General features: G+C 53.6%; 13 protein-coding genes. 4 read left to right on the plus strand and 9 right to left on the minus strand.

Annotated elements, in window-relative coordinates; translation table 11 throughout:
- The first annotated feature begins 40 nt into the window (after positions 1-40).
- Entirely contained in the window at positions 41-1,330 is a 1,290-nt protein-coding gene (locus ABC395_RS00705; RefSeq protein ID WP_413000176.1) for a PDZ domain-containing protein, read from the plus strand.
- Positions 1,331-1,475: 145 nt separating this feature from the next.
- On the opposite strand, the gene ABC395_RS00710 is transcribed toward ABC395_RS00705, so the two are convergent.
- Both ABC395_RS00710 and ABC395_RS00715 read right to left on the minus strand, forming a co-directional pair.
- Positions 1,476-2,300: a flagellar motor protein MotB gene (locus tag ABC395_RS00710; protein ID WP_413000177.1), complete on the minus strand. Its 825-nt coding sequence runs from the start codon at positions 2,298-2,300 to the stop codon at positions 1,476-1,478.
- Positions 2,284-3,084, minus strand: a complete 801-nt coding sequence (locus ABC395_RS00715; RefSeq protein ID WP_413000178.1) for a flagellar motor protein — start codon at positions 3,082-3,084, stop codon at positions 2,284-2,286. Before ABC395_RS00715 ends, ABC395_RS00710 begins: the two co-directional genes overlap by 17 nt.
- A 290-nt stretch (positions 3,085-3,374) precedes the next feature.
- Here ABC395_RS00715 and uvrB point away from each other — a divergent pair, with 290 nt between their 5' ends.
- Entirely contained in the window at positions 3,375-5,372 is a 1,998-nt protein-coding gene (uvrB, locus tag ABC395_RS00720; RefSeq protein ID WP_413000179.1) for an excinuclease ABC subunit UvrB, read from the plus strand.
- Between the two features lie 461 nt (positions 5,373-5,833).
- Positions 5,834-8,725, plus strand: a complete 2,892-nt coding sequence (gene uvrA, locus ABC395_RS00725; protein ID WP_413000180.1) for an excinuclease ABC subunit UvrA — start codon at positions 5,834-5,836, stop codon at positions 8,723-8,725.
- A 327-nt stretch (positions 8,726-9,052) separates the two neighbouring features.
- On the opposite strand, the gene ABC395_RS00730 is transcribed toward uvrA, so the two are convergent.
- Positions 9,053-10,669, minus strand: coding sequence for a nitrite/sulfite reductase (locus ABC395_RS00730; RefSeq protein ID WP_103996847.1), 1,617 nt, complete (start codon positions 10,667-10,669; stop codon positions 9,053-9,055).
- Between the two features lie 302 nt (positions 10,670-10,971).
- Between ABC395_RS00730 and ABC395_RS00735 the strand changes: the two genes are divergently transcribed.
- Positions 10,972-11,172 carry a DUF2759 family protein gene (locus ABC395_RS00735; protein ID WP_103996846.1) on the plus strand — a complete coding sequence of 67 codons (201 nt, stop codon included), beginning with the start codon at positions 10,972-10,974 and terminating at the stop codon, positions 11,170-11,172.
- Between the two features lie 109 nt (positions 11,173-11,281).
- Here the strand turns inward: ABC395_RS00735 and ABC395_RS00740 are convergent, their stop codons facing one another.
- From ABC395_RS00740 to ABC395_RS00765, 6 genes are all read right to left on the minus strand, one after another.
- The gene (locus ABC395_RS00740; protein ID WP_413000181.1) at positions 11,282-12,250 is read right to left on the minus strand and encodes a sugar phosphate isomerase/epimerase family protein; all 969 of its coding nucleotides are present in this window, start codon (positions 12,248-12,250) and stop codon (positions 11,282-11,284) included.
- Positions 12,251-12,403: 153 nt separating this feature from the next.
- Positions 12,404-13,555, minus strand: a complete 1,152-nt coding sequence (locus ABC395_RS00745) for an MBOAT family O-acyltransferase (protein WP_413000182.1) — start codon at positions 13,553-13,555, stop codon at positions 12,404-12,406.
- Positions 13,556-13,708: 153 nt separating this feature from the next.
- On the minus strand, positions 13,709-14,614 hold the full coding sequence (locus ABC395_RS00750; RefSeq protein WP_413000183.1) for a hypothetical protein: 906 nt from the start codon (positions 14,612-14,614) through the stop codon (positions 13,709-13,711).
- Between the two features lie 11 nt (positions 14,615-14,625).
- Complete coding sequence (locus ABC395_RS00755) at positions 14,626-15,819, minus strand: class-II aminoacyl-tRNA synthetase family protein (protein WP_413000184.1); 1,194 nt, start codon at positions 15,817-15,819, stop codon at positions 14,626-14,628.
- Between the two features lie 4 nt (positions 15,820-15,823).
- Positions 15,824-16,075 carry an acyl carrier protein gene (locus ABC395_RS00760; protein ID WP_103996841.1) on the minus strand — a complete coding sequence of 84 codons (252 nt, stop codon included), beginning with the start codon at positions 16,073-16,075 and terminating at the stop codon, positions 15,824-15,826.
- Positions 16,076-16,196: 121 nt separating this feature from the next.
- The gene (locus tag ABC395_RS00765; RefSeq protein ID WP_413000185.1) at positions 16,197-19,418 is read right to left on the minus strand and encodes an FG-GAP-like repeat-containing protein; all 3,222 of its coding nucleotides are present in this window, start codon (positions 19,416-19,418) and stop codon (positions 16,197-16,199) included.
- Positions 19,419-19,562: the final 144 nt, after the last annotated feature.

The raw sequence follows: 19,562 nt of genomic DNA on the forward strand, positions 1-19,562 counted from the left end.
TACAAAATGAAGCGCGTTTCGAGCCTCGAGGGAGTGAGTTATGGACATTATTGCGGATATTGCCGGACGTTTCTTGACGGCGTTCGGCCGGTTATGGCTGAACCCTTTTACGTATATCGGACTTCTTCTCGTCCTTCTGCAGTACCGGAAACAAATTCAATTTGAGCGAAAATTGTTTGCTACCCGCCTGCATTCCCTGATCGGGGAAACGTGGCGCACTTATTTATGGGGATGGGTCGCCGGGCTTGGCGTGTCGGTCGTCATGATGTTTGTAGGCGTTTCCCTGCAAGCCGATACGATTTTGTTGCTCTGGGGCTTATCCGTCGTGATGATTCTCATTCGCATCCGGTTCTTGTGCCTAGCGTATTCGGTGGGACTTCTCGGTATTTTGCAAGTAGTGCTGGCGGGCCTGCCCGAACCTTCCGGAGACGGTTTCTGGAGCAGTTTGGCCGGTATCGTAAGGAATGCGGACGTACCGTCCCTGCTAGCTCTGGTGGCCGTTCTCCATGCGGCGGAAGCCCTGCTGATCCGTTCACAGGGAGCGCGGATGGCTAGCCCTATGTTCTATGAAGGTAAAAGGGGCAAGATCGTCGGAGGTTACCAGCTTCAGGGATTCTGGCCCGTACCGCTTTTCCTCGCGGTTCCGGTTCAAGCGGGGACGGGAGCCGTTGATTTTCCCTGGTCGCCGCTGTTTACCGGCGATGCGCTGATGGCGGGCTGGAGCCTGCTCGCCTTCCCCGCCATGATCGGTTTTACGGAGCTGACGATGACCCGGCTTCCGGAGCAGAAGGTGAGACGCAGCTCCGTTATGCTGCTGGTCTACGCAGCGGTGCTCTTCCTCGCCGCGCTGCTGGCGCAGGTCTGGAGTCCGTTCACCGTTGTCGCCGCCGTGCTGGGCATTGTGCTGCACGAAGCGGTGATCTGGTACGGACGATGGGAAGAAGCGCAGCGCAGCCCGTGCTTTATCAACCAGCCCCGCGGGCTGAAGATTCTGGCGGTGGTGCCGGGCAGTCCCGCCGCCGAGCTGGGGCTGAAACCCGGAGAGCTTGTGCACAAAGTAAACGGCGTCCGGGTTCACAGCAAAACCGAGCTGCACCAGGCAATCCAGGTGAGCTCGGCGTACTGCAAGCTGGAGATCGTCAATATGGAAGGCGAGATCCGTTTTCACAAGCGGGCCGTCTTCGCGGGCGAGCATCATCAGCTGGGCATCGTGATCTGCCCGGATCAGGATGCCGTTTATTACGTCGAAATGCGGCAGCTTCCACTGCTGACGTATTTTACGAGAAAGCTGACCGGGCTGTTGACGAAATCATCGGAAGAAACCTTCTAGGGAGCGAACGGCGCGCATTCTCCGGCCGGCAGCTCTCTAAAGCAAATAAAAAACCTCGACGTCACCTTTAGGGTAAACGTCGAGGTTTTTTGCGCCGCGGACAAGCATGGCGGCTGGCCCCGCTCCCGGCTAAAGAAGCCTCAATTTAGTTGGTTATGACGGGAGCCGCCTCCGCGACTGCCGCAGGCGCTTCTTTCTGCTGCTGCGGCTGCTGCCCGTCATTTTGGAATTCTCTCAGCACGACGATCTCTACCCGCCGGTTCTTGGCGCGGTTCTCTTCGCTTGTGTTGGGCATTTTAGGAACGGTATCCGCATAAGCCGTCGCCATCAAATGATCATCGCTCAGCTTGGCTGTATTCGTAAAATACCGGAGCACGGAAAGCGACCGTGCAAAAGACAATCCCCAGTTATCTTTGTAAGCCGATCCGGATGAAATCGGAATATTATCGGTGTGCCCTTCGATACTGACCCGGTTGCTCAGCGTAGGAAGAAGAGTAGCGAGCTTTTCGAGAACGGGATAAGCGGCCGGTTTGAGGTCGGCTTTACCCAGATCGAACAGGAACAGGTCGTTCAGCGTAATGGCGATGCCTCTCGGCGTATCCGATGCGGAAACTTTCGCTTCCAGGTTGTTATCTTTGATATACGCCTGGATGGCTTGAAGCATGTCCTTGAGCTGCTGCTCCTTCTTGGCCGCTTCTTCCGAAGAAGTATCCTTCTTAGGCTTGGTTCCGTCGCTCGCCGTAGGGATAATCGTGCCGGAAATGCCGCTTCCTTGAGGCAGCAGGGATTCATTTTTCATAAATTGCGAATTCAGGGCCTTGGCCATAGTCTCGTATTTGTTCATATCGACTTTGCTCATCGCGTACATCACGATAAAAAACACCAGGAGCAGCGTAATCAAGTCGGAATAAGTAATCAGCCAGCGCTCATGGTTAACGTGTTCTTCTTGTTTCTTACCTCTCTTCCGCAAGGACGGCACCCGCCTCTCCGCTGCTCTGCTTATCGGCACTCTTCTCGTGAACGAAGGAGGCCAGCTTTTTGCGGATGAGCTGAGGGTTCTCACCGGCCTGGAGAGCCAGAATACCTTCCAGCATCAGTTCCATTTCGGAAATTTGTTCCTTGCCGCGCAGCTTGATCTTGTTGCCGATCGGCAGATAGACCACGTTGGCGAACATAACCCCGTACAAGGTGGCGGAGAAAGCGACCGCGATGGCCGGACCGAGTGTGGACGGATCGGACAAGTTGCCGAGTACGTGAATAAGCCCGAGCACCGTACCGATAATTCCCATAGTCGGGGAGTAACCGCCTGCCGCTTCAAACATTTTGGACATGCCGTCGTTGCGGTGTTCGATGGAGTCCATTTCGAGCTCCAGAATTTGCCGGGTAAGCTCCGGATCCGTTCCGTCCACGACCATCATCAGACCGTCTCTCAGAAAAGGATTCGGATGCTCCTGGGCTCTCTGTTCCAAAGCGAGCACGCCTTCTCGGCGGGCGATGGAAGCCATGTCGACGATTTCGTCGATGGTGGCTGTCGTGTCTCTCTGGGTTTGCTTGAATGCGATTCCGAGCGCTTTCGGAATTTTTTTGAGCGTTGCTACCGGGAAGCTCACCGCCACTGCACCGAAGGTGCCTCCGAAGACGATCAGCATGGCACTCGGGACGAGGAGCGAGGTCAAATGACCGCCGTCCCACATGTATCCCCCGATTAACGCTCCCAAACCGAGTATAAGCCCTAACAATGTTGCCAAATCCACAATTGACCACCTCTAAAATCGGAATATGTTCATGATGTAGACCAGGCTGCCGCCTAAAATAAGGGAATGAAAATGGGATTGAATATTTGCAACCGGTTCATAAAAAGAGTATAATTATACGGGAACACATATTCTTATTTCCGGCAGCCCGAATATCTCCGTTGTAGGTAAGTATATATGTTCTATATCGGAGCAAGACGGGTAAAAGTTTATAGGTATTAAGACAGGCATGCGGGGTGCAAGCCGCCGCGTGCTTTTAAATTTGACTACCTGACGGTGGGTGATATATTTTGAGTGAAATAATCAAGAGCACGAACAAGTTTGAACTCGTATCGGATTTTTCTCCTCAGGGAGACCAGCCTGCTGCGATCCAGGAACTCGTCAAAAGCATACAGAACGGAAACAGGCATCAGACGCTTCTGGGCGCTACAGGCACGGGGAAGACGTTTACGGCAGCTCAGGTCATTGCCCAGTTGAACCGTCCGACCCTCATCATCGCGCACAATAAGACGCTGGCGGCTCAGCTTTGCAGCGAGTTTCAGGAGTTTTTCCCGAACAACGCCGTGTCTTATTTCGTCAGCTACTACGATTACTATCAGCCGGAGGCTTATATAGCTTCTTCGGATACGTATATAGAGAAAGACTCCAGCATCAACGAAGAGATCGATAAACTCCGCCACTCGGCGACGAGTTCATTGTTTGAGCGCAGAGACGTTATTATCATAGCGAGCGTCTCTTGTATCTACGGTCTCGGTTCGCCTGCGGAATACGGCTCGCTGCTGCTGTCGCTGCGCACGGGGATGGAGAAGTCCCGTAACGAGATTCTCCACCGGCTGGTGGACATCCAGTATCAGCGCAACGATTTGAACTTCGTGCGCGGCACGTTCCGCGTACGCGGCGATGTCATTGAGATTTTCCCGGCCTCCCGAAGTGAACAGGCCGTCCGTGTGGAACTTTTCGGTGACGAGATCGAGCGGATTACCGAAATCGACGTGCTTACGGGTGAGATTCTGGGCGAACGCGATCATATCGCCATTTTCCCGGCCTCCCACTTCGTAACGAAAGAAGATACGATGAAGCGCGCGCTGGTGAACATCGAGCGCGAGCTTGAGGAGCGGCTTGAGGAACTGCGCGGCAAGGGGAAGCTGCTCGAAGCGCAGAGACTGGAGCAGAGAACGCGCTATGACATCGAAATGATGGCGGAGATGGGCTTCTGCTCGGGGATTGAGAATTATTCCGGGCCGTTGACGTTCCGCGAGCGCGGGGCGACGCCTTACACGCTTCTCGATTATTTCCCGGACGACATGCTGGTGATGGTCGACGAGTCCCACGTGACGCTGCCCCAGATCCGTGCGATGTACAACGGGGACCGGGCGCGCAAAGAAGTGCTGGTCGAGCACGGATTCCGTCTGCCTTCCGCGCTGGATAACCGTCCTCTGCAGTTTGAGGAGTTCGAGCGCAAGGTAAACCAGATCGTTTATATCTCGGCGACGCCGGGGCCATACGAGCTGGAGCATTGCCCGGAGATGGTCCAGCAGATTATCCGTCCGACCGGATTGCTTGATCCGATCATTGAAGTGAGGCCGACCAAAGGCCAGATCGACGATTTGATCGGCGAGATTCAAGACCGGATCGCCAAGGACGAGCGGGTTCTCGTGACGACCCTCACGAAGAAGATGTCCGAGGATCTAACGGACTACTTCAAGGAAATCGGCATCAAGGTACGTTATCTGCACTCCGATATCAAGACTCTGGAGAGGATGCAGATCCTCCGCGACCTGCGGCTCGGTACGTTCCACGTTCTTGTCGGGATCAACCTGCTCAGAGAGGGGCTTGATTTGCCGGAAGTTTCGCTGGTAGCTATTCTGGATGCCGACAAAGAAGGCTTCCTCCGCGCGGAACGTTCGTTGATCCAGACGATCGGACGGGCGGCCCGGAATGCGGACGGACGCGTTATTATGTACGGCGATAAAATTACGGATTCCATGGATAAGGCGATTAAGGAAACCGAACGCCGCCGGACCATACAGGAAGCCTACAATAAAGAGCACGGAATCACCCCGCAAACCATTGCCAAGAAGATTCGCGACGTAATCGAGGCGACGAAGGTTGCCGAGGAGAAGACGGAATATCTGGCAGAAGTGAAGACCGGCAAGATGTCCAAGAAAGATCGCGCCGCGGTAATCGAACGTCTCGAGGCAGAGATGAAAGATGCGGCGAAAAATTTGCAGTTTGAAAGAGCTGCGGAACTGCGTGATGCTCTTCTTGAACTGAAAGCGGAAGGTTAAGATAGCAGTCTTGCAGCACAGACAGGCAGGAGAACAGTAAGGGATCCTGCCTGTCTGTCTGCTTATATCCGGCCCAAGACGGGCATAACTGGTAATAAGTGAGGCAATTGTGGTAAATAGAGTACGCACACCCTTATAGTTGGGGGTGACAGTTGCATGGTTGATAGATTATCGTATATATTGACGTATATACGTTTGAATACTGATTATAGGACCCGCGTCCAAGCGACAGCTGGACGGACGGGTTTTGTTCATAGATATCTTTCGGGTGTGAAGCTGTTCTGCTATATTCGAAGAGTCGGTCCGTCAAGTCGGGAACCGGCTGGTGAGCAGGATTTTAAAACGTGTGGAGTATTCAAGAGATTAACTAACAGGAAGCTCAGTCTCGGAAACCGGGAGTGTTTCAAGTGTTCGGGAGAATGGACTGGGCGGCCTGCGAATAGAGAGGGTGTACGTACAAAGTGGCCAGAGAAAACATAGTCATTAAAGGGGCACGGGCACACAACCTGAAAAATATTGATGTGACCATTCCGCGCGATAAGTTCGTCGTGCTTACGGGACTCAGCGGTTCCGGGAAGTCGTCCCTGGCCTTCGATACCATTTATGCGGAAGGACAACGCCGTTACGTTGAATCGCTGTCTGCTTATGCGCGGCAGTTTTTGGGCCAAATGGACAAGCCGGACGTCGATTCCATTGAAGGGCTTTCTCCAGCGATTTCGATCGACCAGAAGACGACCAGCCGGAATCCCCGGTCTACGGTTGGAACCGTAACGGAGATTTATGATTACTTGCGTCTTCTCTTTGCACGTATCGGGAAACCGCATTGTCCCGTGCATGGCATCGAAATCACTTCCCAGACCGTCGAGCAAATGGTCGACCGCGTGATGGAATATCCGGAACGGACAAAGCTTCAAATTTTGGCGCCGCTTGTTTCCGGAAGAAAAGGCGAGCATACCAAGCTGCTGGCCGATATTCAGAAGCAGGGTTTCGTTCGCGTACGGGTTAACGGAGAAATCATGGATCTATCCGACAAGATTACTCTGGAGAAGAATAAAAAGCACAACATCGAAGTCGTTGTTGACCGTATCGTCGTTAAAGAAGACATTCAAAGCCGGCTGGCCGATTCCCTGGAGACGGCGCTGAAGCTTTCCGAAGGCCGCATTATCGTTGATATTATCGACCAGGAAGAACTGCTTTTCAGCCAGAATCTCGCCTGTCCGGAATGCGGATTCAGCATCGATGAACTGTCTCCCCGGATGTTTTCCTTTAACAGTCCGTTCGGAGCTTGTCCGGAGTGTGACGGTCTCGGCAGTCAGATGATCGTAGATCCGGACCTTCTGGTGTCCGATCCGAACAAGACGATCGACCAGGGGGCCTTTGAAGCTTGGGCGGGAAGCACATCCACTTACTACCCTCAATTCCTGGCGGCCGTTTGCAGCCATTATCATATTCCGACGGATGTTCCGGTTTCGGAACTGACCCAGGATCAGTTCAAGATCATTCTTTACGGCACAGACGGGCAGCGTGTCCGCTTCCGTTATCAGAATGAGTTCGGAACCGTCAAGGACGCCTACGTGCCGTTTGAGGGCATTGTGCGGAATTTGGAGCGCCGTTACCGCGATACCTTCTCGGATGGAATCCGGGAACACATTGAAGCGTACATGAGCTCCAAACCGTGTCCGAAGTGTAAAGGCCAGCGTCTTAAGCCGGAAACCCTTGCCGTAACGGTAGGGGGAACCAACATTTCTCATGCCACGGAGCTTTCCATCGGAGACGCTCAGAACTGGTTTGAGGAGCTGGACGGAGGACTGTCCGAGAAAGAGCGGACGATTGCCCACCTGATTCTTAAAGAAATCAAGGCTCGCCTTGGGTTTCTTGTGAACGTGGGGCTGGATTACTTGACCTTGCACCGGGCTGCGGGAACGCTATCCGGCGGCGAGGCCCAGCGTATCCGGCTTGCTACTCAAATCGGCTCCTCGCTGATGGGTGTCCTCTATATTCTGGACGAGCCTAGTATCGGTCTTCACCAGCGTGACAATACCCGCCTGATCCAGACGCTGGAGCATATGAGGAATCTGGGGAACACGCTGATCGTGGTGGAACATGACGAAGACACCATGATGGCCTCCGATTATATTATCGATATCGGCCCGGGCGCGGGAATTCACGGCGGACAAATCATCGCTCAAGGCACGCCGGAAGAAATCATGAACAATGAGAACTCTCTGACGGGCCAGTATTTGAGCGGCAAGAAATTTATTCCGATTCCGGCAGAGCGGCGCAAACCGAACGGGAAATGGCTCGAAATTAAAGGAGCTAAAGAAAACAACCTGCGCAACGTAAGCGCGAAATTTCCGCTGGGTGTGTTTACGTGCGTAACGGGTGTATCGGGATCCGGGAAAAGTACTCTTATCAATGAGATCTTGTACAAGACACTGGCACGCGATCTTAACAAGGCTAAGGTACGTCCGGGCCTGTACCGGGAAATGAAAGGTCTGGAGCACGTGGACAAGGTCATTGATATCGATCAATCGCCAATCGGACGGACTCCGCGTTCCAACCCCGCAACGTATACGGGAGTCTTCGATGATATCCGTGATCTTTTCGCATCCACAACGGAAGCGAAAATCCGCGGTTACAAGAAGGGACGTTTCAGCTTTAACGTGAAGGGCGGACGCTGCGAAGCTTGCAGAGGCGACGGGATCATCAAGATCGAGATGCACTTCCTTCCGGACGTTTATGTGCCATGTGAAGTCTGCAAAGGCAAACGGTACAACCGTGAAACGCTCGAAGTCAACTATAAAGGAAAGAGCATCTCCGATATTCTGGATATGACGATAGAAGATGCCTGCGAATTTTTTGAAAATATACCGCGGATTCACCGCAAGCTTTATACACTTCTGGATGTAGGCTTGGGTTACATGAAGTTGGGACAGCCGGGAACGACCTTGTCCGGCGGGGAAGCCCAGCGTGTGAAACTGGCGGCGGAGCTTTACCGCCGGAGCACGGGCAAGACGATTTATATCCTGGATGAGCCGACTACGGGCTTGCATATTCACGATATCGACCGTCTGTTGAAGGTCCTTCATCGTCTGGTGGAGAACGGAGATTCTGTCCTGGTTATCGAGCATAACCTGGATGTAATCAAAACGGCCGACTACTTGATCGACCTGGGCCCTGAGGGAGGCAGCCGCGGCGGCGAAATCGTCGCAGCCGGCACACCTGAATCCGTCGTCAAAGTAGAAGGCTCCTATACCGGCCAGTATCTTAAACCGGTACTGGAGCGCGACCGCAAGCGCTCGGACGATTATGCCGAGCGGGCGAAGGAACTGCTGGAGGACGCGGTCAGCTAAGGAAGGAAAGAACTATTCTTTTCTGACTGAAAGGGGTGGTGAAGTTTGTCGCTAATAGCAAAATCCTTTTCCACTTCCGAATGATTAAGAACAGCAACCGTAGACTCCCAGCAGAAAAGAAGCAGGAATTAAAGCGGGCGCCGCTTTGTTCCTGCTTCTTTGTGTCCGGTTCGATGAAGCAAAATAAAACGGGCGGGATCGCTAAAGCGACCCTGCCCGTTTTTCTATCGTTTTAGAAAAGATGGGTTTCATGCAAGCTTTGGAGAAGCTTAAGGAATGCTGTGATCGGGCAAATAACCTGAATTCAGCCCCTCCCCATCTTTCGTATCAGGAAGCTACCGTAAGGATTTCCGTCAATTTTTCCTGGAATGCAGGTGCTCCTACACGAAGATAGAACTGATGGAACGTTTCTTCGGGACTGCGGTTTTCCTTGTAGAAACGGATAAGCTCGGCAAGGACCGGACCTACGTCGTCCCCTTTGACACGGCCCTTCAGCCCGGTGTTAAACTGGGCGCCGGGGCCGAGGATGCCGCCGACCGCGATATCGAACGCGTCTACCGGTCCGTCCGGCGTTTTAACGAGCGTACCCTGTAAGCCGATGTCCGCGATTTGCTTCTGGCCGCAGGCGTTCGGGCAGCCGATGAAGTGGATGCGGACTTCTTCGTCCAGGTCTACATGGGCGTCCAGGTACTCGGCAACGCGGCGCGCGCGTTCTTTGGTTTCTACGATCGCCAGGTTGCAGAATTCGTTGCCTGTGCACGATACCGTCCGGCTCATAAAGCGTTTCGGGAACGGCGTCAGACGCTGCAGCACGGTTTCCTGGAGAACATCGTCCACCCGGTCATTCGGGATATCCGACAGAATGATGTTCTGCGACATGGTCGTGCGGATCGTGCCTTGACCGTACTGGTCCGAGATGCGGGCCAGCTCACGCAGCTCTTCCGCATTGAGACGGCCTACCGGCACGTTCAGGCCGATGTAGCTGTAGCCTTCCTGCTTCTGGGGATGAACGCCGTCGAAATAAGCCGCTGTCCAGCCGACGACTTTCTCCTCTCCGCGGGTTGGCATAGGTCCGGTCAGCTCGATGAGCTTCTCCAGAAATTTCTCCGGGCCCCAATCGGCCACGAGAAACTTCAGGCGGGCATGATGGCGCTTCTCGCGATAGCCGAAGTCACGGAAAATAACCGTTACCGCGGTGGCGACTTTCAGCACTTCTTCGGGACGCACGAACAGGTCAAGCTGCTTGGCGAGATGAGGCTTTGCGGAAAGACCGCCGCCGACCCAAGCATGGAAGCCGAGCACTTCTTCTCCGTCAATGACTTTAACGGCCGGTGTAAAACCGAGGCAGTTAATTTCGGCATGAGCCGAGTTATATACATTGCTGGAAATCGACATTTTATATTTACGCGGCAGGTTGGAGAAATCTTTGTTCATCAGGAAGAAATCGTTTACTTCATTTACCAGGGCAGTGGTGTCCATAAGCTCATCGGGATCAATGCCTGCCAGCGGATTGCCGACAATCGTACGTGGGCAGTCACCGCAAGCTTCATAAGAATAAAGGCCGACTTCTTCCAGCCGTTTAAAGATATCGGGGAGGTTCTCCACGGTCAACCAGTGAAACTGAATCGCCTGACGCGTTGTGACGTCGACCAGATTCCGTCCGTAATCTTCCGCGATGGCGGCTAGTGCGCGGGCTTGGGCGCTGGTCAATACGCCGGAGTTGATGCGAACGCGCATCATAAAATGGCCGTCCTTAGGCTTTTGCTGATACACACCAGCCCATTTGAATAAATTCATATCGTCTTCAGGAATGGAATCGTATCCTTCCAGAGCATACTTTTCAATAATGGTACGAATCACATCGAGTCCGTCTTTTTGAAGCTTGACGAGCTCCATTTTGTTCAGCTTTGACGTGTCTTGTGTCCAGATCGGTTGATAAGCCATGCGTGCGACCTCCCTTGTATACGTAATTCCGATAGAAAAAGTGTGAAATAGGATAGGTTGATCGTATCATATTTAGGTCAGGGCGTAAATCCGTGCGGGGCGAAAGCGGGTATAAACAATTATTATGAAAGAGACAGGTTTTGTTTATAATTGACCGCTCTATTCATAGAAATGAATAAATCGTGACAAACTTGTTAACATCAAGACTAGGGCCTTGCATCTTGACACCGATAGAGCTAACATAGAGAGTAAAAGGCTATTTCGTTAAGTTACCTGGTTGGATAAATGAAGGAGGTCTCTCAATGTTATTTGCAGAAGAGGCAGCACAAGCATCCAGTTTTTCCGGATTCGATCCATTTGTGATCATCTTTACGATCCTGATCGCAATCGGTTTGGTCCGTCTGTTCGCGGCCAAAAGAAAAAACGTTTTCGCGATTGCATTCGCGTTGGTTAGCTTGGCTGTATTCCTTTTCATGGATGTCGTCATGATCAAAGGCTGGTAACAAGCTGCCGCTTACAAATAGCAGCGCATGAAGAAAAGCCCCTTATCTTCCGATAAGAGGCTTTTCTTTTTGTTTTATTGCGTCGCTGGTCGAGGCCGATAGGAAAGGATTACACCCACCACATGTCGCCAAGCGGTTCTTTGATAAGAATCTGCTGAAGGTTCTCAACGGCTTTCGTGAAGCCTTCGTTAACCGACATCAGGCCGTCTTCGTGCTCGATGCTCACGACATAGTCGTAACCGACCAGACGCAGGGCGCTGATGATATCCGCCCATGTCTTCATATCGTGGCCATAGCCTACGGTGCGGAACTGCCAAGCGCGATCCAGCATAAGCGAGTATGACTGCATATCGGTAATGCCGTGCTTGTTTACGTTGATCGGATCGATCGAAGTGTCCTTGGCATGGAAATGATGAATCGCATTTTCGCGGCCAAGAATTTGAACGGCTTGCACCGGATCGATTCCCTGCCACCACATGTGGCTCGGATCGAGGTTTGCGCCGATTACTTCACCGGCCGCTTCGCGCAGACGGAGCAGGGTGCCCGGTGTATGAACGGAGAAACCGCCGTGCAGCTCAAGGGCGATTTTTAAGCCGCGGTCCGAAGCGAATTTACCGGTTTCGGTCCAGTAAGGAATCACTTTATTCGTCCACTGCCAGTCGAGAATTTCCTGGAAATCGTTCGGCCAGGGTGCTACGGGCCAGTTCGGATATTTGGCATCTTCGTGATCGCCCGGGCAACCCGAGAATCCGTTTACGACTGGCACTTCCAGCTTCTCAGCCAGTTCGAGCGTACGGATAAAATCATCGTGGAACTGTTTGGCTATCGCCTTTTGAGGATGAAGCGGATTGCCGTGGCAGCTGAGTGCGGAAATCGTCAGGCCGCGGGAATCGAACGCATGTTTAAAAGCTTTCAGCTTGCTTTCGTCGGCAAGCAGTTCTTCGGGTTTGCAGTGAGCGTTGCCCGGGTAACCGCCGGTACCGATCTCAACGGCTTCAAGACCTTTTTCTGCAATGTAATCGAGTGCTTCTTCTAGAGGTTTTTGTCCGAAAAGGACGGCAAACACGCCTAGCTTCATTTCTGTACACCTCCACGGATTTTAAAAAGAACGCGCGTACACTCATTATATCACTGCTTTGTCCGGAAATGAAGCGGAGAGCCGCAGCGAGTTCCGTCAGAGAAATCACGTCTGCTTTTTAGGGAAATAAAAAGGTCTTCCCACCTGCCGCCATTAAAAGGGGAGATGGAAAAGACCTTTGTACACGCGCATAACCACGTCGGGGTTATTCAAATTAATGATAATGGCAGCGACGACAAGCGCCTGGGTCAGGAGGCATCTCATATAGAAGTAAGGCTTGGATACCTTTCTGCGGATGACGGTCGTCTTGCCGAGCAGATTCTCGATCGCGATAATGACCCCGTGATAAACACCGTAGATCAGAAACAGCCACGAGAAGCCGTGCCACAGTCCCATCAATGTCATAATGAATATCGACAGTCCGGCGGTCATGAGCTTGGATGGCGTTTTGCGGGAAAAGAAAATGAAAATATGATCGCGGAACCAATCGCCCAAGGTCGCATGCCAGTTACGCCAAAACTGGGTGAGGGTGGGAGAGAGGAACGGTTTCTTGAAGTTTTCGGGAATCGTGAAGCCCATCAGACGGCCGAAGCCGACGGCAATATCCGAATAGCCCGAGAAATCCATGTAAATCATCAGATAAAACCAGATCATCAAGAAAAGACTCTGATGGGTATGAAGCTCCTGGTCCATCACTTTATTGAACAGATCGGTCATCCAGACAACCACGACGACTTTTTTGAAAAGGCCCAAAATAATCCGCTTCACGCCAGCCTCGAACTGGGACGCGTCCACTTTGTACGGCACTTTTACATCGGCCATAAAGTCCCGGAACTTTAAAATCGGCCCCGAAGTAAACGTGGGAACGAACAAAATATAGTTCACGTAGTCGATAACTTTGGCTTGGCCGTCTTTGCCGAAGAAATAAGCGAAATACAGCGCATCGATAATTTTCAGCACGTTGAACATGATGCCGAGTGTCATCACGCCGTCAGCCAGGAGTGAAGCCGAGCCCTGCTTGCCCAGCATATGAAACAGGACGACGGCGCCTATATTGGCGAGAATGAACAGCGCGAACGCGAATTTCCGCCAGACGGGGGTCCGGCACAGATACACGAACAAAATATAATTAAGCAGCGTATAGGCGATATAGAACGCAAAAAGTTTGCCGCTCCACAGAAAAAGAAAGCCGAGGTTGAACAGCAGCATCAGGATGCGTTTGTTCTGCGGCCATTTTCTCGTCGCCATCAGCACGAACACCATGCCGCACATGGCGAGCAGCGCGTTCATGTTCAAATAAAACATAACAGGACTCCTTCAACGGACGGAGAATGAGTGGGGCGGTACATAAGCGGACAGGTTAAGCCCCAGGGTGAGAAAGTGGCTAAAACCCTTCGTAAATAAACAAACCTTGTCCGGTAAAATAAACAAGTACCAAGTAAAGCATGGCTACATACATCAGGATTTCGAAGGTTTTCTTAAAGAAAGCAGCCATTCGTCAACCTCCTTCGTAAACAAGGGGGCCCCTTCCTCCCGGTTAAGGTGGACGAGGTCGTGAAAGTACTTGGGCGCGTAACGGTCCATGAGATCAAGCACGGGAACGTCCGCGGCTTTAAGACGCGCATTCACTTCCTGCTTCATGGCCGCGGTGTAAGGAGGCTTCACGTGATCCTGGCGGAACGGCATCCAAACGACGCGGAGCGGAATTCCTTTCTCCCGGCTGTAATCCAGTACCCACTGGAGCGCGTCCAGATTGTCTTCCATGTCCTTGAGCGTCATCCAGTTGTAATCCTTCTCGTACCGGGCCCAGCTCTTGGTCATGTTTTCTTCCGTGTCATAACCAAAGTACAATAACTTGTCGATCCAGCGTGGCTCATAAGCGAGACTTCCCTGATAAGCCAGATTGCGGACCAGTTCCTTGCCCGCATCCAGGAAGTCCGCCCGGTACGCGTATACATACGGCTTGTACCAAGGCTTGTTCCACGGGAACCGGTAGTCGGTTTCCATTTTGTCCAGCAGCGTATGCACGTCGATTCCGATGACCAGTTCATCTTTCACGGTGTACAGACCGCGCTGAAGAATTTGCTGCAAGTCCGTCAGCTTCCCGTAGGATAAGCCCATTTCAACCAGCCTGGCTGCGGACTTCTCCTCGATATAAGCACCCGTAACGGAGGAATTGCCGTAGAATACGGCCCCGGTGCGCGACCAGTCGTGATGGTAAAGCGTCTTCGTAAAATCATCCTTGCCGAACCGGCGGCTCGTCTCCAGAGGATTCCACCACATGACGAGAGCTTCAGCGACCACAAAAATAAGAAGCAGCCCCAAAACGAAGCTGTTCTTCTTGAAAAAAGCGAGTATGTTCACACGATCACTCTTTATAGGGATTTTTGTTGCCAAGCATGGTACTGCTCACGGAAAGACGCAGGCCAGACGGCCTCATCCATGCCGTATTGAGCGAGAAACGCAAACGCCCAGCGTTCGATGCCGAATCCTACGCAGCCGGTAACGGCGGCACGCTTGCCGACCTTAATGTCGAAGGCGTTGCCGAAAGTGTTGCTGTGGAAGTTAACGGAACTGCAGGCGATAGACTTGTCCAGATAAGGAATCGTCAAGCGCAGCTCGTATTTCATCTCTTGGTTACGCTGGAAGGATGCTTTTACCTGAAAATCGTTGGTAAAAAACGGATCATTCGCAATTTCAAGCAGGCTGTCGACTTCCCATTCAACGGCAAGCTCTTTAATATATTCGATGGATTTCAGACGATTTTCCTTCACGAAGTCCGGTTTTCCCACGAAAATAATTTCCCGCATCGAGAAATCGAGCAGACGGCCGAAATCGGTATGGTTCTTGGACTCGAACCGGTGACACTTCGCGACAGCCGTTACGACGATTCCGTCTCCTTCGAGAGTTTCGCCTTGAAGTCCTTCGTAGCAGTGATAGCAGGTAGAAGGGTTCATGGTGAACTTAGGCTTCGGCATAGCAGCGTTCAGATCAAGCGGAAGCTCGTCCTTCCAGCCGCCGGTAGCGCGAATGGAGTCGGAGAAGGATTCGATCACGTCCAGATCTTCGCGCAAATGCGTGAGGAAGTGGATATGCTCCGGAAAGGAAGTGAAATGATTCGTCTTGTTCAAAGTCTCCGAGTGAATGACGGCCGGGTAGGACTCTTCCGTTACTTGGAAACGGTTGGCGATCTTCGTAACGAACGAGTAGTCAAGAAAACGCATAAGAGAGGAGAACGGCTCACGGAAAATAAACAGACCCGGCTCCAGTACTTTAATGCTTTTACTTTCCACGAGTTCGCGGATAATGTCGCCGCTGTAAGGAACGGAAACCTCGTTGCGGAACAGGACGTTTTCTTTAAAACCGAAGTCGCCCTTGGAGAAGCGTTCGATCAGACGTTCTACGCGTTCACGGATCGCTTCGTCTCCGTTCGGGGACGTATGGACAATGCGGAGATGTCCGTCTTCCAGGGAAATTTCCTGAATGTGCTCATCCACGAAAGCGGATGCGTATTTAACCTGTCCGTGCTGGCTTTCGGAAAGCCGCTCCAGCGATATTTTGCATTCCATGGTGTTACCTCCCGGTTTTCGTGGAAATGAATTGGGCGATCTCGCGAACGGTGTTCATCGGATACAGCATCAGATCCTGATTCGTCACTTGAATACCGTACGTTTGCTCGATATGAGCGATAAGTGCCGTGGCACCCATCGAATCGATAAAGCCGTAATCGAACAGATGAACGTCTGTGCCGAAATCCTCGTCGTCTTCTTCAATCTCATAGCGGCTTTTGATGTGTTCTTCCAGCTGCTTCATGATTTCTTCCATAGTCAGTCGGGCCTCCCGGGCAAATAGGGTTGTGTAAAGAAGGCGTACAGCCGGATGGACCGTCGGAACGGCTGACACCGGCTGCACTCGGGATCGGACCGTATTATCCGGCCGATCCTTCTTATTTGGTTAGAGACAAGCGGATGGTCGTCTTATCTCCGTAGCGTGTAAGTATATACGTGCCGGTCCCCGCATCCTGCTCAAGCTTGATATCTGCCGGATTTCCCTGGATCGTCAGTCCGGCCGGACTGACGATCTTGATCTGCTGCAGACCGGCCGCCTGCAGATCGAGCTTCCAGATGCCGCTTTCGCGGGTATCCAGCTCGAACGGCACATTGGCGCGGACGATGTGGGCTTCCCCGGCAGGCTTGCCGATATGAAGCTGCGCGTCACGGGCAAGGCCTAGATACAGCTTGCCGTCGCGCTCCGTATATACGTCGGACTCCGCGGCTAGGGAGTAAGGCGCGTACTTCTCGCCTTTCTCCACCACGACGCCCGGCGTATTGGCGTACTCGGCCGCCTGCTTCGGCACGGCCGACGTATCCGCTCCGATCGTGAGAGACAGGTGCAGGCCCTTGCCCGAAATCCGGTCTTTCACTTCGTCCATGATGTAATCGGCCCAGGTACGCTTCACCGTTACCTGTGTGGTCAGCGTCGTCAGGAAGGAACGGGCCATTTGAGGTTCCGTCATAAAGTTATAATCGTATTGATTCCGAATGTCGTCGAGGAAGGAGGCGAACTCCTCCAATTCACCCACACGTGCGGGGAAATGATACTCGATGTGTTCGAAGTAATCAATGGGCATATCGCGTTTAACGTAAGAATCATAAATATCGACCGTAGAGCTTTCGCCCGTTTTGCGAAGTACGGGAGCCGGCGTATAAATCAGCATAGGCTGATCGCTGCCGGTCTTGTCCTTCGTCAGCAGGAAAGGAAGCCCCCAGATGTAATCCGTACCGAGCCGGGGCTCCGTAGGCGTGTGGGACGGCGTGAAGCCGAAGTTGAACCAGATTCCCTGCTCGTTCTCGTTACGGAGCGTCTGGAGACGGTCCGGGAAGTTGATCCGCCAGGTGTGCTGGTTCGTTCCGGGCATCGTCCAAGGGAGGCCGAGCTTCTCGAACGCCTGCTTGTGCAGGGCGATCTCCTGCTTCTCTTGGGCGTCGCTCACGAAATTGTGCACGTAAATGTGCGGATACAATTCGAGATGATTCTGCTTCGTATATTGCAGGAACTCCTGCAGCTCCGCCTTGTAAGGGAAAGCCGGCGAATCAACCGGAACTGGCGAGCCGAATTCCAGCTGCCCGACGATCAGGTCCGCCACGCCGTCGTGATTCACGTCGTGCCAGACCGGCACGGAGTTGTGCCCGCCGACCAGGGCGTTCGTGCCCATCTGATTCAGCGTGGCGCCGTTTACGCTTCCCTGGGCGGTGAAGGTTCCGCCGCTTTCCTGGCGGAACACGCGCAGATCTCCCTCGTTGCTGCCGACAACGAGGTCGGCCCGGCCGTCGCCGTCCATGTCACGGACGGACGGCGCGGCGTACTTGGCGCCGGCGTCCGCGACTACGGCGCCGGCGGAGAGGCGCAGCGCGCCTGCCTGCGGCGCGCGGTACACCCGGACCTTGCCGTCGGCGTCACCGACGATCAGGTCCGGGAAGCCTTGGCCGCCGAGGTCTCCCGCGGCGGCGAGAGCCGGTCCGGGCACCTTGATAGGCCCGGACGGATCCTGCAGGGCGGTCAGCGGTGCGAAACGCCCGCCGCCTTCGCCGAGCGCGATTTGCACGGCCCCGGTGGCGTCGCTGACGAGAAGGTCGATCTTCCCGTCGGCGTTCCAGTCCACCGCATGCACGGAAGCATGCGGACCGGTCTTGAGCGGCTGGCCGCTGCTCAGCAGCAGCTTCTCCGGCTTGCCGTATACATCCGGCAGCTTGAGGCCGCCCGGCGCGGGATCGCGCTCGTAAGCCTCGGGCTTCGGTCCGAGGTTCGGGTACACGTAGACGTACCCGTCGCTGCTGCCGGCGAGAAGGTCTTCCTTCCCGTCCCCGCTGATATCCGCAAACGCCGGCACGAGCCGGTGCGGACCTTCTACGGGGTCGGCCAGCGATTTGTAGTCCGGGTACTCCGCCAGACGTATAGCGCCTTCCTCGGACTGCAGATGCATGCCGCTGCTGTAATAGGAAGCCGGCGATTCCCCGCTGAACTGCGGCTTCTCGTTCGATCCCCCGTTCAGGTGGACGGATACGCTCTCTTTCCACTGCCCCCAGTAGAAGGCGGAGCGGACCAGCGAGAAGGACGGGATCTGATTGTACTTCTTCGTCAGCTCCGCCCATTGGATCCCTTCCTTGTCCTTGAACGCGGGCATGGCCTCAAAATGGTTCTGGTAGGACATGGCCGGACGCCCGTAAGGACCGAGTACTTTGGTCACGCTGTACCCGTAGGTTTCCTTGGACACGTAAGAGACAAATTCCGTGCGGAACTGGGCGTTGGCCGCCGAGAAAGCAAAGTGGAAGTAAGGCTCCAGCTTCAGGTCTTTCTTGTCGAAATAGGCGGTACCCGGTTTCAGGCTCCGCTGCTGATCGTATTTGGCGGCCAGACTGCCGAACCCCTGCGCGGGGTCCATGCCGCTCTGAAGATCGTAACCTGTAATAAAGTACCGGTTTGGCAGGAAGGTGCTGCTCAGAAGTACCGTTCCTTTGCCGACTTTATTGACGGCGACGAGCGCTTGTCCGTCCAGCGTAACCAGCGGCTGCGCCGTTGAAGGGTCAAGGCCGTAGCCCCAATAGAAGCCCGGAAGATTGTCCATCGTCTCGCGTTTGAAGAAATTATCGCTGAAAAGTTTGATGACTTCCTGCATGCCTTGAGCGTTCACCGGGACGGCCGGATACTGAAACTGCGGTTTGGCCTGCGGCGGCGCTATGAGCTGCGTCTGATAGGCTCCCAGAAAATCGGCGGGAAACTTGCTCGCGAACGCGTTGTCGAGAAGCAAATGCCCTCCGTTTTGCACGTAGTCCTGGAGCTTCTGGATGTATCCGTTGTCGGGTATGTTTGCGAGCTCCGGATCCGGCACGACCGCCTCGTACGATTGCAGCTTGCGGGCCGACACTTCGTCCATCGGTCTCCGTTCAAGCTCCAGATTCGCCGCAAGCGACTGCCGGAACTGTTCGAATGCCGCCGTATCATAGCGATCGCCGCCGGTAGCGTACAGGAGGCGGACCTGCTCCTTCTTCCCCGTGAGGAAGGCTGCCGCTCCGACTGCCAGAAGAAGGGCGGCCAGGCAAAATACCGCTATGGCGGTTCTTTTTTTCGACAAATTCATCCCTCGATTTTTGTATATGATCCTTGCCATTATAGCACTTCTCCCTCCGTTTGTTAACTTTGGGGGCGGCTGCGCGCGGTTCCGAGCATTCGTCGAATCCGAAAAATTTTGCCGAAAATTAGGTTCATAATTAAAACCCCGGGCGCCGATATATAGAAAAGGTGAATATTTACA

The sequence above is a fragment of the Paenibacillus canaveralius genome (assembly GCF_047238265.1).
Lineage (GTDB): Bacteria > Bacillota > Bacilli > Paenibacillales > NBRC-103111 > Paenibacillus_F.